A 14,578-nucleotide genomic window follows, 5' to 3' on the forward strand; every position below is an offset into this window, starting at 1 on the left:
GTGCCGCAGGCCGCGAGCGCGGTCAGCGTCAGGGCGGAGACGACAGTGACTGCGGCGGCACGACGGCTGCGGCGAAGCCGGGCACTTCTCATGGGTGGTCCCCTTCGGGCATGAACGTGGAGCGCATGAACGTGGAGGTCGCCCCATCGCAGGTGCGTTGTTGGGGCGCGGCTCACTCAACCATCCCCAACAAGTGAACGCAAGATATCGCGCCGATTTCGTAATTGCTCGACAAAGTTGAGTCGGCTGGGCGTGAACTGCCTTGCGGGCGGCCTCGCGCCCAGGGCTGCTCGGGAGCGGCCCTCGCAAGGGCTTCAGGACCGCCCTGAGGCGCGTCGGCGGGGCGGCACGGTCGCCGGGCCCTGCTCGCCGGCCGGCCCCGTGGGGGCCTTCAGGGGCTGCGCGACCCCTCGGGATCGCCGACGCAAAGACCTCGCGGTCCGGAGGCGTGGAACGCCGTGGAGGGCGGCGTGCGGGCTCGGCCCGGACGCCGCCCTCGGCGGTGCTCGTCAGTGGTTCACCGGACGCTGCCGGGCGGTGTCACCAGGGCGACGGCGCCGGCGGCCGGACGACCGGCGGACGGTCGTCGCAGGTGATGGTGTTGGGCAGCAGCCAGGACCCCAGCCAGGGCCCTGCGGTGCCGCCCCCGTCGTTGCCGCCGAGGTCGGTCAGGGAGAACTCCGACCCGGACGGCGTGAAGTGGAACGAGCCGCAGTTGTTGACGCCGACCGCGCCCACGTTGCGGGCGTCGACGTTCTCGAACGTGGCGCCCCCGGCCGCCCGGGCGCTGACCACCGAGGTACCGGTCCCGTCGACGCGGACGTCCTTGAAACGGACGTTCTCGATCTTGTACAGGTCCTTCACCGGCCAGTCGGTGACCAGCATGATCGCGTTGTAGGTGCTGTCGAGGTAGTGGTCCCCGGTCACCCTGATGTCGGCGTCGATGCTCCTGTCCAGGGCGGAGAACCAGATCGCCCCCAGGCCGATCCTCCAGTTCAGCTCGTACGTGCCCGCCCGGACCGTGGTGTTGTCCTTGATCCACAGGTGTCCGGCGAACGGCTCGGCGCCGAAGCGGGCGCCGACGTGGATCGCGCTGCCCTCGCGGACCGGATCGGCGATCAGGTTGTTCGAGACGGTGTTGTCGGTGCCGCCGTAGACCGCGATGCCGTTCGCCAGTACGGGCGACTGCACGGTGTTGTGGTCGAAGGTGTTGCGGGCGTTGCTCGTCTTCTCGGCCCACATGGCGAGGCCGTCGTCGCCCGAGTTACGGATGAGATTGTTGCGTACGACGGAGTCGGTCACGCCGGTGTGGAAGTTCAGGCCGTCCGCGATCTGGTCGGTGATGACGTTGTCGGTCGCGGTGAAGTTCTTCATCGGGCCGTCGAACCACATGCCCACCTTGGTGTGGTGGATGTAGAGGCCGCGGACGGAGGAGTCGCTGAGCGACCCGCCGATGCCGTTGACCTGGTCGGTGTCGATGCGTTCGCGGACGTCGCCCTCGATCGCGAAGCCGGAGAGATGGACGTTGCGGCTGCCGCCCTCGGCGGCGCTCCTGCCGTAGAAGCCGACACCGGTGTGCACCGAGCCGTCGGGCGCGGGGGCGGGGAGGTCGACCTGGCGGCCCTTCACCACGGTGTACCAGCTGCCGGCGCCCTCGATCGTGACGTCGTCGACGACGATGTGCCGGTTGACCTGGTAGGTGCCCGGCGGGATGTACACCTTCAGACGGGCCCGCCGGGCGAAGGCGATGGCGCGGTCGAAGGCGTCCGCGGACTCCCGCCGTCCCGTCGGGTCGGCGCCGAAGGCCAGTACGTTCGCGGCGGCAAGGTTCACATGCGGCTCGGCCACGAGCTGCGACTCGAGCAGATCGACGACCGTCCAGGCGGCCGCGGACCGGGCCGGGACCGACAGCCGGATCCTGTCACCGGCCTTGTAGGTACGGCCCAGCAGCAGACGCTGCTCGTCGTAGAAGTGGTTCGCCCGGAACGGCTTGGTGATCTGCGGCGCGGGAGTCGTCCCGCTGGGCACACAGGCGCACTCGGTGATCCACCAGTCGGGATGGAGCAGGTCCGCACGGGGGTCGTCGGTGAACGGGTACTGGTTGTACAGCCATGAGTACTGCGAGGTCAGCGTCATGGTGGTGCGCTTCTTGCCGTTCACCGCGACATCGAGGGGCGCGGTGGTCCCGCCGCCGCCCGGCGCGTCCGGGATGCTGTAGCGCACGGTGATCGCGTTGGCCGCGGAGGGCAGGGTGAACTCGACGTACTCCCCCTTCGCCAGCTTCACCGCGGAGCGGCCGGACGCCTCGGCGGGCAGGGTGTAGGCGGTGCGGTCCGGGCCGATGACCGTGCCGGTGGTGGCGGCGGACTCCGCCTCCTGCTCGGCGAGGCCCAGGTCCGCGCCACGGCCCGCGACCAGCGACGGGGCGAGGCCCGCCCGGGTGACCGCCGGTGCGGCGGGGGCTGCCGGGGCGGAGCCCGCCGCGGAGGCGGGGGCGCCGAGCCCGCCCGCCGCGGTCACCGCGGCCAGCACCAGGGCGGGCCCGCGCAGCGGCAGGCCCGGTCTTCTCGCAGCAGCTCCTGTGAAGCTCCGTGACATCGGATGCTCGTTTCTCTCAAGAGGTGTCACTGAGGGCTCGCGCGGGCGGAACGGCACGCCGGCGGAGTCACGCGACAGTAGGACTCGCGCGACCTGGCCCACAAGACGTATGCAGGAATTTCCGTGCTCCTGCTACCTAAATGCATCAGATGAAAGAGTTTTTGCGTCGGCAGGTTCGCTGCCCGGTGCTCACCCGGCCCTGTTCCGTCGCCGCCTGCGGTAGGCGTCCAGGACGTCCTGCCGAAGCAGATGGCCGAAGCCCGCGGCCTCCAGCCGCAGTCCCAGCTGGGCCTCGTCGAGCCCCAGTTCGTCCGCGGTGTCCGCCAGGTGCCAGTCGTGGGCGGCGAGTCGGCTCAGGAGATGGCCGCGCCGGACCTGGTTCTCCGACAGCCGGAACGTCTTGAGGTAGACGGTCCTGCCCGCGTCGTCGGTGATGGCCTCACCGATGTGGTTCTCCTGCTTGGGACGGAACCGCGGCAGGAAGCGGGAGAGCGTGAAGCGTCCCAGCCGGTACACCTGCTGCCAGGTGTACGCGTGCTCCAGCAGGCCGGCCGCCATGGCCGAGTCGTGGAAACGCACCCACGCGTGTTCCTGCCCGGCGACGGCCGTGCGCAGATCGGCCAGCGAGCGGATCCCCGGGCCGGCCAGACGGGCCCGGAAGTCCGGCACCGGCGGCATCAGCGTCGCGTAGTGGTGGATCAGCTCGCCGTACAGGTCCTGTACGAGCGTCGGGTGCAGGGCTCGGTAGTCGTCGGGATGCGGGACGGCGAACGCCGCGGCGAGCGCGTCGGCGACGTACACCAGCACACCGCACTGGCCCGGGTGGATCTCGAAGACCCGCAGCGCGTCGGCGAGTCCGCGCACCTCGGCGCCCAGGTACGCCTCCTCGGCCCGGGGGGAGAGCCCCTGGCGGATCGCGCGCTGCGACCACTCCTCCCAGGCGATGGTGGGGCCGCCGAAGTGCAGCGCCAGATAGCCCTCCAGCGCCAGGTGCAGGGGAAGGAACCGCAGCCGGTCCCTGGCCTCGCGGCGGGCCGTCCGACGGTGGAAGGCCAGACCCATGGCGGCGGCCGGGGCCGCGTCGGTGCCGGCGGAGAGCTGGGTGCCGTAGGCGGCCGCGGGCGTGCCGTCGTCGGTCCACGTGGCGACGAATCCGTGCGGGATGTAGGAGACGTAGGCGTGGCGCGGTCCGACCTCGACGAGACCGGCCGCGCCGCCGTACAGCCGCGCGCCCAGCCGGAGATCCTCGACGGGCTCCTCGCGCACGAGCGGCACCAGCCGGACGGCGCCCCAGACCTGGGAGGGGCGGGTGGCCAGGCCGGTCAGGTCCGGTGCGGTCATGGTGTGTGCTCCTGGCGGTGTGCGCCCGTCAGACGGGCAGCACGGGAATCCATGTAGGCGGTCAGTTCGGACAGGCCCGTCCGGCCCTCCGCGAACTGGGCGAGTTCGACCAGGGCGGGCAGGTCCTCGGCGTCACGGACACCCGCGGTGGGGACGGCCGGGGACAGCCGTCGTACGTCGAAGCCGGCCGCGTCGTACACGGGGTTGAGATGGACCACGCCGGTGCGGCGCCCGGGGTCGAGCCGGGTCCGCCACACGCGCAGCACCTCGGCGGCGAGGCCGGGAGGCGCGTTGTCCCATCCGTCGGAGACGATCACCAGCCTGGCGGGCTCGGTGTCCAGGGCGTCGAGGATCCTTCGGCCCAGCGGCGTCGGCCCGTACGGGTGGGCCAGCAGTGCGTCGGTCCGGCCGGAGGTCCACAGTGCGGTGTAGTCGCCGGCGAGGGCCGCGAGCAGATGGTGGCAGGCGAGGGCCACGGCCAGCGGGCGCCGGCGCTTGTGGACCGAACCGAAGGCGGAGAAGCTGTCGTCCAGGACGGCGGTGACCCTGCCCCAGCTCCCCCGGTGCGCACCGGCCACCCGGCCGGCCGCCGACTCCAGGGCGCGGGTCAGCTCGGCGCGTCGGCGCACCCGGTCCTCGACGGGCAGTGCGAGCACGTACGTGGCCAGCCGGGTCAGCGGCATGCGGGTCAGGTCCGCGGGCACGCCGGTGATGCCGTGCCGCTGGGCGGACTCCTGCAGGCGCAGGGTCTCCAGGCGGGTCATCCGCGGGGCCATGCGCTCCAGGAAGGCGTCCCGGCGGATGCCGTGCCGGGCGGCGAAGCCCTCGGCCACCGTGAGGGGCAGCCCGTACAGCGCAACCTGCTCGTGGTGGGCGCGGCGCCATGTCTCCAGGAGGGGTGTCGCGTAGCGCGTCCGGGTCCGCGGCGCGAACAGGAACGCCCCCAACTCCTCGCCGGCCGGGGTCAGATGGGCATGGCGCAGGGCCCGCTTGAGGGCGCCGCGGTACTTCACGGCGTCGAAGGCGAGGTCCGGCCGGGCGGACAGCCAGTCGCGCATGATCGCGCGGGTGCGGCGGTTGTTCACCCCGGCCCGGCGCAGGGCGTCGAACAGTCCGTACACGCGCTGCGGCGGCAGCGTCGCCAGACGGGCCGCGATCAGCCGGCCCTCGCTGCGGCGCTGCCCGGCGGTGGCCTCACCGCTGGTCTCCAGCAGCCGCCGGACGATGAGGGCCGCGTTGTGGTCGTTGATGTCGAGGGCGAGTACCCCGGCGTACAGGTCGCGGTAGTTGCCCAGCATGTACGCGTGGAGGAAGTCCAGGGACAGCCGCTGCTCGCCCGCGTCGTCGTGGAACTCGCGCTGGCCGGTGGAGGTGATCGCCGCGTTGACGAAGAGCAGCACGTCGTCGGCGGCGATGAGGTCTCCGTACGTGTCCATCCCGATCTCCCCCGAGGTGCGGATGCCGGCCGGGGAATGGGGGCACGAGCTGCGAATCATTGCTTTACAGGCAGGTTCCGGAAGTCGCGCCGAAGTCCCGCGGCCGGCTCCGGGACCGTAACAGCCCGGGCCGCAGGCCCTCCACCGACTTTCCCCCCGTCTGTCCGCGGTCGACGGGGCCGTCGGGAGCAGGCCCGGGGCGGCGGGGGCGACCGCGGCCGGGGCGGCGGTGCGTACGCGCGGAGGAGTTCCTCGTACGCGTGAGCGGCGCGGGGGACGTCCGTGCGGTCCGCACCGCGGGTGAGGGGCTGAACGTGGCGTGCCGTCGCACGGGCCGGGTTGTCGTCACGGCCTCTCCGGCGGCGTGGGAGGAGCCTGCCAGCGCCTGCCCGGCACACCGTCCCACGCCTCGCCGAGACGTCCCAGGACGATCGAGGGCCGCCCGGACCTGCGACGACGGCACGATCCGGGACAGCGTGCGGGACGTCCCGCACGGCCGCCGGACACGGACGGCCGCGGTGTCCCCCTCGGCGGAGGCTTCCTCTCCCGCGGCTGCCGGATCCCGGGACGGCGCCGGGACGGTACGGGACGCCTCCCGGTGGAGGGGGACGCACGAGGCGATCTAGGTTCGTGCCGTCGCCGTCTCCGGCTGTCTCTCCCGCACCCCCCACGACCGGTCCGCACCGGTGGGCACCGGTGCGCGTCGCGGACGTCGGCGGTGCGCGCTTCCTCGTCCCTGCACAGCACCCCGCCCCGGCGGGCCGACCTTCCCTGGGTGGCGAACATGCCAGATCACGATCTTCCACACCCGCAGACGGCACGGGGCCGTTCGTCCGACGGCGTGGTGGCCACGGGCCTGTCGCGCCGTCAGGTCGTGACGGGAGGCGCGCTCGCCCTCGCCGCCTTCATGGGCCTGTCCTCCCCCGCCCCCGCCTCCGCCGCTCCGCGGGCGGGCGCGCGCCGCGCGGCACAGGGCCTGCTGGGGTTCGAGGCCGTTCCGCCGGGCACCGCGGACACCGTGGCCGTCCCTCCGGGGTACCGGGTGGGCGTGCTCGCACCCTGGGGGCAGCCCGTACGGGCGAGCGGTCCCGCATGGCGGGCCGACGGCGGCAACTCCGCCGCGGAGCAGGCCCGTCAGGTCGGGTCCCACCACGGCGGCGTGCACTTCTTCCCCGGCGACACGGACTCGCGGACCGACCGGCACGGCACCCTCGTCGTCACCCACGAGTACACCGACGCCTCCCTCCTGCACGGCCGTGCCGGAACCCGGGTGACCAGGGCCCAGGTCGACAAGGCCCTCGCCGCGCACGGCCTCAGTGTGCTGGAGGTGCGCGAGAGCGGCGGCGACTGGACGCTCGTCGACTCGCCCCGCAACGTGCGCGTCACCGGCACCACCCCCGTCACCTTCTCCGGACCGCTCGACGCCGGCCACCCGGCGCTGCGGACGGGCAGGCCCGCCGTGGGCACGCTCGGCAACAGCGCGCACGGCGTGACCCCGTGGGGGACCTTCCTGAGCGGCGAGGAGAACGCCGTCGGCTACTTCGGTACCGACAGCGCCTCCTGGAGGCCGACGCGCGCACAGAAGCGCTACGGCGTCAGCGCCCGCGGCCACGGACACGGCTGGCACCGGGCCGACGAGCGCTTCGACCTCGCGGTGAACGGCAACGAGGTCAACCGGTTCGGCTGGGTCGTGGAGATCGACCCGCGGGTGCCGCAGGCGACGCCCGTGAAACGCACCGCGCTGGGCCGCTTCCGGCACGTCGGCGCCACGGTGACCGAGTCCGCGGGCCGGGCGGTCGTCTACAGCGGTGACGACGAGAACGGCGGCTACCTCTACAAGTTCGTGAGCGAGGACGGGTGGCGGCGGATGCGCGCCCGGGGCCGCAGTCCCCTGGACCACGGCACGCTGTACGTCGCCCGGTTCGAGGACGACGGCACCGGACGCTGGCTTCCGCTGACGCACGGTCAGGGCCCGCTGACGCGGCAGAACGGCTGGACGGACCAGGCCGACGTGGTGCTGCGGGCCAGACAGGCTGCGGACGCCCTCGGCGCGACCCCGCTGGACCGGCCCCAGCAGACCTCTGTGCGCCCCGGCGACGGGACCGTCTTCTGCGCACTCGCCAACAGCCCGGGGCGGGCCCGCTGCGTCCATGGTGCGGACACCGCGGGGTCCCCGGCCTCCCCGCGCGCCCGCAACCCGTACGGGCACATCGTGCGGTGGCGGGAGGACGAGGGCGACGGCGCGGCGCCCGGGTTCCGCTGGGACGTCTTCGTGCTCGCCGGCGACCCGGCCCATGACGAGCAGGTCGTGCTGGACGCCGCCGGCATGTTCGCTTCGCCCAAGGGGCTGTCGTTCGACGCCGACGGGCGGCTGTGGATCGGGACCGGTGTCTCGGGGCACGACCAGAACCGGGCGGGGACGGGCCACGAGAACCTGGGCAACAACGCGTTGCTGGCCGCGGACCCGGCCACCGGGGAGATCCGCCGCTTCCTGACGGGGCCGCGCGGAGCCGAGATCACCGGTGTGGTCGCCACGCCCGACCGCCGTGCCCTGTTCGTCACCGTCCAGCACCCGGGCGAGCGCACCGCGGCCTGGGGAGCGCCCACCGACGACGATCCCCGGGCGGTGAGCAACTGGCCCGACCACGACCCCCAGGGCCGGCCGCGTTCGGCCGTGCTCGTGGTGCGGCGCGAGGACGGGGGCGTGATCGGGGCCGCCTGACGGCCCCGCCCCCGCACGACACCGCGCCCGCCACGGGCAGGCAGCCCAGCTCAGCCGAACGAACCCGGGAGAACCAGATGGTCGCCATCATCTCGCGCGCCTCATGGGGCGCCAAGCCGCCCAAGAAGACCGATCCGCTTCCCTTCGCACCGTGGCTCGGCGGCATCGTCGTGCATCATGAGGGCGCCGGACATGTCGCCGTCGAATCCCACAGCGACTGCGCCGCGCTGGTGCGGAAGATCCAGAGCGACTCGATGTACTACAACATCGTCGAAGGCATCGCGGTGCAGATCAAGCTGAAGGAGCCCGAGTACGACGACATCCCCTACAACTTCCTCGTCTGCAAGCACGGCAGCGTCTACGAGGGACGCGGGTACCGGCGGCGGTCAGCCGCCAACGGCACGGACGTACCCGGCGCGAACAGCAACTACTACGCCGTGATGGGGCTGATCGGCTCCGACGACCCGGTCACCCCGGCGATGGCCACGGCTTTCCGGGACCTGTGCGGCCACCTCCAGAACGAGCGTGACGCGGGTCCCTCGATCCTGGGGCACCGGGATGTGCGTACGTCCCAGACCCACTGCCCGGGAAATCTCTACCCGTACGTCCAGGGCGGCTCTTTCGTCGTAGCGGGCGGGGGCACCGGGGGCGGCCCGGACGACGACCTGCTGTACCTCTATCCGCGCAGCGCGTGGGGAGCGCGTCCGCCCAAGGAGGTCACACGGGTGGATCTGAGTGCCCGCACGGGCTTCACCGTGCACTACTCGGACGGCCCGACGACGCAGACGGTCCGGCAGATCCAGAACTACCACATGGATTCCCGGGGTTGGTCCGACATCGGGTACAACTTCCTGGTCGACGCGAGCGGCCGCATCTTCGAGGGCCGGGGCTGGCACGTGCAGGGCGCCCACGCCACCGGATCCAACGTCAGCCACATCGGCGTGTGCTTCATCGGAGAGGACGGCGACGCCACGGACATCGCCCTGTCCGCGATCCGCACGCTGTACGAGACGGCGGTCGACATGACCGGCCGCACCCTGGAGAAGACCTACCACGGCGGGCTCCCCGGCAACTCCACCGACTGTCCCGGAGCGATGCTGCGTGCCTGGGTCCGCGGCGGCATGGTGGCCGCGGTCCGTGGCCTGGACTGGGGGTCGGGGGACGACCTCCCGCCCTCCGACTCCAGCGGATCCGCCGGCGGCGGCATGACGCAGGTCCGGTCGGTGGCCGCCCAGCAGCAGGCCGTCAACTCCCTCGGCCACAGCCCGGCCCTGACGGTCGACGGACTCTGGGGGCCGCTGACCGCCGCGGGGGTGAAGTGGCTGCAGGGCAGGGTCGGCGTCACGGCCGACGGACTGTGGGGGCCCGCCACCGAATCCGCGTACACGGCCTACAGCGGAGGCGGCTCCGCCGGCGGCGGCATGACGTCCGTGCGTTCGGTCGGCTCGCAGCAGGACGCGGTCAACTCGCTGGGGTACAGCCCGGCCCTGACGGTCGACGGACTCTGGGGGCCGCAGACGGCCGCGGGGGTGAAGTGGCTGCAGGGCAGGGTCGGCGTCACGGCCGACGGGCTGTGGGGGCCGGGCACCGAGTCCGCGTACTTCGCGTACATCGACGACGGCGCGGGTCTCACCGTCGACGGCAGTTTCGGCACCCTGACCGTCATGGCCACCCAGCGGGCGATCGGTGTCACCGTGGACGGCCAGTGGGGGACGGAGTCCAAGCGGGCCCTGCAGCACCATCTGAACGTCTGGGGGAACGCCGGGCTCGTCGAGGACGGCGCCACCGGACCCGCCACCTACAGGGCGCTGCAGAGCTTCCTCAACGCCATGACCGGTGCGGGCCTCACCGTCGACGGCGTCTGGGGTCCGGCCACGGTGAGGGCACTGCAGACCGCCCTGAACCAGGGCAGGTTCTGAGGACACCGGGCACGGGGGGCGCTCCGGACGGAGCGGCCCCCGGCACCTGCCGGTCTAGGGCGACACCTTGGCGTGGGGAACACACTCCATCTGCTTCTGCCGGGGAATCACTCCGCAGATGGAGATGGAGCTCAGAGGCGTCTCCTTGGAGACGGCGAGCATCTTGGTGTACGTGTCGTGCTCGAACCTGATGGTGGCGTCCAGGTCGAACGCACGGCCGTCCCTGATGATCACCTTGTCACCGACGGTCCCGGCTTCGATGCGCCCCCACACCGCCTGGCAGGCGCGGCTGTACCGGAGCTCGATGTGCATCCCCCGCAGCCACGTCTCCCGGGCCGTCGTCGCGTCCCACTGGCACTCCATCGCCTGCGGGTCGTGCCTGAGGCAGGTGTCGGACCTGCACTTGACCTTGACGTTCTCCGGTGGCACGGGCTCCTTGTCGCCGGCGACGCGCGCCGCGTCGTCCGCGCCCTCCCCGGACGCGGACGACGCGGACGACTGCCGGGCGCCCTTGCCGTCCGGCTCGCCGGACGTCGCCGACGAGTCCATGAGCAGACCGGTGAGGAGCGACCCGGCCAGAGCGCCGCCCAGCACATAGCCGGCGACGACGGTCCTGCGCCGCCAGCCGGACCCGTGCCGCCGAGGCGCGCCGAGGGGCGGCGGGGCCTCGGTACGGGTGCCGGAGACTTCCGGCTCGCCGGGAGGCGGTGTCACTGTGTGTGCCTGCCCGCCCGGCGGGACCGCGTCGCTCGCGCCCGTCTGCGCCGTCGCCCGGGACAGCAGATCGAGCAGCGGGGCCGGGTCCTCCCGGGTCACTGCCGCCAGTTGCTCGACAGCGACCGCTGTCGGAAGCTGCTTGCCGTTGAGGAACCTCTCCAGGGAGGACCGGCTGTAGTTGGTCCGAGCGGCCAGCCGCTCGAAGCTCAGCTGCGATTCTTCCTTGATTCTCCTGAGTTCGGCCGCCAGTCGGTCCCTGGGCGAGACGTCCGCCGGGTCCTCCTGCCGGTCCTTCGTCATGTCCCCCTGAACCCGTCTGACCGGGTCCGCCTTGCTCACGTTCATGTCCCCCTGTGACTGAATCGCGCGGGCTCACCGCCCGTCCATCGCGTGAAGGTACGACAGTTCCCCGCCGAGGCGGTAGTTCTCCGGCACCGGTGCCGGATTCCGCGTGGCCGCCCCTCACCCTCGATCACCGACGGTCACCATACTCACCCGGTGGGCGGACCCTGCGCGGACGTGGTGAAGTTCACCGGCTCACAGCAGGGCGGTGGCCTCTGTCAGACTGGCCGCATGCCCAGGAAGCGGACATCCGGCAGGACCTTCGCCGACGTGGTGGCCTCCCTGGAGCCGGCGGAGGGCTCCGATCCGGCGGCCGGCCTGCTCTCTCCCGCGAGCGCGGGCGAACTCGTCGACGAGCGGGGCGTGCTGTGGACGAGGAGCCGGGGACCGCTGGCGGTCCGGCCGGCCGGACGGCTCGTGCGCGACGCGGACGCGGTGATCGTCGGGGAGGGAGCCGGGGAGGTGCTGCGGCCCGTTGCGGCGGACGGGCGCGAGGAGGTCCGGGCCCTGATCGAGGACGAGCCGGCGGCACCCGGACCGGGCAGGTACCGGGCGTACGACTTCCGCTCCGAGGACGGCCGGGTCCTGCTGTACGTCGAGGAGTTCTGCTGACACCGGACCGGCCGGGCGGCGGTGTGCGGACCTGCTTCCTGAAAGCCTCCACGTCGCCCGGCTCGTTCTCCGGCGCCTGCCGGTCGAACATCAGCATGCCGGCGAAGAACACACCGCCCAGGACCAGCAGTCCGGCCACGACGACCACGGAGGTGAGCGCCTCCGGCGGGGAGACCAGGACGAACAGGGCGACGAGCGTCCACGTCAACGCGCAGACGGCGACAGGCAGTTCGAGGCGCCCAAGATCGAACGCGCCCTCCTGGCGGCTCAGTCGCCCGCGGACCGCGATACAGAGGACGATCGTGGAGCCGTGGATGAGGGCGGGCAGGATCGTCGAGGCGGTGATCAGCTCCAGCAGCGCCTCTCCGGGCAGCACGACCATCAGGGCCACCCCCGGAGCGAGGATCAGGACCGTCGCCGGGACGGGCGTCCGGGTCCTGGGGTCGACCCGGCGCATCACACGGTGCGCGGGGAACCGCCCGTCGCGCGCCATCGCGTGGACGAGCCGTGAGCACGAGACCATCACCACGATCCCGGCGCCGAAGAACGCGAAGGTGATCAGGACCAGCAGCACGCTCTCCGCGACGGAGCCGAGCTGCTGCCGCATGATCGCCGCGACCGGGGAGCCGTCGGCGGTGACGGCGGAGACGTCCTCGATCGCGACGGTGAGGGTGATCAGGAAGAGCATGCCGAGCAGTCCGGCCGCGGCCACCGACCCCACGATCGCCCGGGGGACGCTGCGGTGGGGGTCGCGGGTCTCCTCCGCGAGGTTCGCCGCGGAGCCGAAGCCGACGAGCGTGGCGAGACCCATGATCATCGCGATCATCAGACCGCCGCCGATCGCGAAGTGGTCCGGGGCGTTCTCGGTGACGCCGCGCGAGGCGAGGTCGGCGGCGTCCCCGTCGTCGGTGGCCGCCACGACGACGAGCGCGATCGCCACCACCACGACGAGTGCCGGTTCCAGTCCGACCGCGGCGGAGTCGATCCAGCTGACCAGCCGCGTGGAGGCGATGGCCGGCAGGGCCTGGACCAGCAGCACCACCAGCGTGATCATGCGCGCGACGTCCTCGTCGGGTTTCATGTCGAGCAACGGCATGAACGCCTGGCCGGCCGGCGCGTCGTCGATGGCGACCACCGCGATGGCCGGGTAGCAGAAGGTCAGCCGGCCGGACCACCGGCCGACCCGGGTGCTGCTCAGCCGCGAGGCCCACTGGCAGGACGAGCCGCTGAGCGGGATCCGGGCGGCGAACCGGGCGACCACCAGCGCGACCAGGGTCTGCCCCAGCGCCGCCACCGGCCACAGCCAGATCCCCACCGGTCCCGAGGAGCGCAGCACCTCGTCGAAGGTGCCGAAGATGCCGAAGATGCCGACCGCCACGGAGATGAACACGAACGAGATCGCGAACACCTGGAAGGAGCCGAGTGTCCTTCTGAGTTCCTGCCGGTGGCCGCCGAGCTCGACGGAGTCGTCTCCGCCCTGCCCGCCCTGCCCGTCCCGCCCGCCCGCGAAAGTGCTCGACCTCTGCGACACGTCCTCTCCCTCCGGCCTCTCCGTCCTGTGGGCGGCGAAGTGGCCGGGCCCGGTGTTCACGTCCCGGCCGTCCGCTCCCGGTCCGCGCGGCCGGGACACGTGATCAGGCACCCGGACGGCCGACGCCTCGGCCGACAGGGGGACCCGAGAAGGGGCGCCCGATGAAGGGCGGAGGCCCGTCGGCCAGGACGGGGGCGTTTCAGCAGGCCAGAGGTAAATGCGAGTCCATGTTCCGCATACGATGCGCAATGATCTTCTCGCACACCTGCTCGAAAGGCACGGCACCGCCATGTCCGGCTCCCCGCAGCACGAACCCCCCGCCTCCCCGGCGCCGCTTCCCTGGTGGCGGACGAACGCCGCCCGCGTCGGGGCCGTCGTCGCAGTGCCCCTGGTGGGGCTGGTGAACGACAGGCTGGGCGCGGTGGTGCTGCTGTTCGCCCTGGTGCTGCTCTGGTACCCCAGCTCCTGGCCCAAGCCGGTCCGGTTCGTCGCCTCCGTCGCGGCGCTGGGGCTGTTCAACGCCGTGGTCCCGGACCAGCCCGCGAAGGACCCGCAGCCGGCCGCGGGCTCGGCACGGACCACCCCGGCCCCCACCGCGAGCCTCTTCGCACTGCCCTCGCCGTCGGCACCCGAGGCGACGATGCCGACCCTGCCCGACTTCACCGGCAAGTCGCTGGACCTCGCCTTCCCCAAGTCCGTCCGCAGGGGCTTCACCGTCGACTACCACGACGCCTCGGACCAGAAGCGCGCGGTGACGCACCGCTCGCTGTGGAAGGTGTGCTTCCAGCGGACCGGCGGCACCCCCGAGGAGCCGACGGTCGACTTCGCCGCCGTGGACCGGGACGAACCCTGCCCGCCGGCCGACGGCGAGGCGGTGCCCTGGCCGGTCATGCCCGACGTGGTGGGGACGGCCTGGCCCGCCGCGGTGGCGGAGGTGGTCGCCGCGGGCGTTCCCGAGGACCTGCTGCGCGCCGACACCGCCTACAGGAACGACACACTGCCGGTCGAGGGCGAGTACGACGACTGGCGGGTCTGCGTCCAGGATCCGGCCGGGGGCGATCCCGTCACGGACGACGTGTACCTCGTGAAGCTCTTCCTGTCGTCACCCGGGAACGGCTGCCCGGAGCCGGACCGCGGCAGCGACGCCCGCCTGTCGGACCGTGACGACGACGGGGACCCCGACTACCTGGACCCCTACCCTGACCAGCACGATCGCACCCGGCTGTTCCCGGACGGTCGGCCGGGCGACTCCTCCGGATCCGGCGGCTCGTCGGGCGGCTCGGACGGCGACGGCTGGAGTGTCTGCCGGCACACCCGCTGGTGCTGAGAGGGATATGTCACAGAGGATCACCCTGCTGCT

Annotated in this window: 8 protein-coding genes; 3 read left to right on the forward strand and 5 right to left on the reverse strand. The window is 72.5% G+C overall.

The window, feature by feature from the left end; translation table 11 throughout:
* Positions 1-540 precede the first annotated feature (540 nt).
* The 3 genes from ACIQGV_RS22285 to ACIQGV_RS22295 form a co-directional block, all read right to left on the reverse strand.
* Positions 541-2,598, reverse strand: a complete 2,058-nt coding sequence (locus ACIQGV_RS22285; RefSeq protein WP_402496803.1) for a glycosyl hydrolase family 28-related protein — start codon at positions 2,596-2,598, stop codon at positions 541-543.
* Positions 2,599-2,787: 189 nt separating this feature from the next.
* Positions 2,788-3,939: an ARPP-2 domain-containing protein gene (locus ACIQGV_RS22290; RefSeq protein ID WP_402496804.1), complete on the reverse strand. Its 1,152-nt coding sequence runs from the start codon at positions 3,937-3,939 to the stop codon at positions 2,788-2,790.
* Complete coding sequence (locus ACIQGV_RS22295; RefSeq protein ID WP_402496805.1) at positions 3,936-5,375, reverse strand: hypothetical protein; 1,440 nt, start codon at positions 5,373-5,375, stop codon at positions 3,936-3,938. Before ACIQGV_RS22295 ends, ACIQGV_RS22290 begins: the two co-directional genes overlap by 4 nt.
* Before the next feature lie 784 nt (positions 5,376-6,159).
* Between ACIQGV_RS22295 and ACIQGV_RS22300 the strand changes: the two genes are divergently transcribed.
* Complete coding sequence (locus tag ACIQGV_RS22300; RefSeq protein ID WP_402496806.1) at positions 6,160-8,097, forward strand: PhoX family protein; 1,938 nt, start codon at positions 6,160-6,162, stop codon at positions 8,095-8,097.
* A 77-nt stretch (positions 8,098-8,174) separates the two neighbouring features.
* On the forward strand, positions 8,175-10,016 hold the full coding sequence (locus ACIQGV_RS22305) for an N-acetylmuramoyl-L-alanine amidase (protein ID WP_402496807.1): 1,842 nt from the start codon (positions 8,175-8,177) through the stop codon (positions 10,014-10,016).
* Between the two features lie 54 nt (positions 10,017-10,070).
* Here ACIQGV_RS22305 and ACIQGV_RS22310 read toward each other — a convergent pair whose 3' ends face one another.
* Positions 10,071-11,033: a helix-turn-helix domain-containing protein gene (locus ACIQGV_RS22310; protein ID WP_402496808.1), complete on the reverse strand. Its 963-nt coding sequence runs from the start codon at positions 11,031-11,033 to the stop codon at positions 10,071-10,073.
* A gap of 229 nt (positions 11,034-11,262) precedes the next feature.
* Positions 11,263-13,218, reverse strand: coding sequence for an APC family permease (locus ACIQGV_RS22315; RefSeq protein ID WP_402496809.1), 1,956 nt, complete (start codon positions 13,216-13,218; stop codon positions 11,263-11,265).
* Between the two features lie 241 nt (positions 13,219-13,459).
* On the opposite strand from ACIQGV_RS22315, the gene ACIQGV_RS22320 reads away from it, so the two are divergent.
* A complete protein-coding gene (locus tag ACIQGV_RS22320) occupies positions 13,460-14,545 on the forward strand; it encodes a hypothetical protein (RefSeq protein WP_402496810.1) in 1,086 nt (361 codons plus the stop codon).
* The last annotated feature ends 33 nt before the right edge of the window (positions 14,546-14,578 follow it).

Source organism: Streptomyces sp. NPDC093094 (assembly GCF_044754345.1).
In the GTDB taxonomy this organism is placed as follows: domain Bacteria; phylum Actinomycetota; class Actinomycetes; order Streptomycetales; family Streptomycetaceae; genus Streptomyces.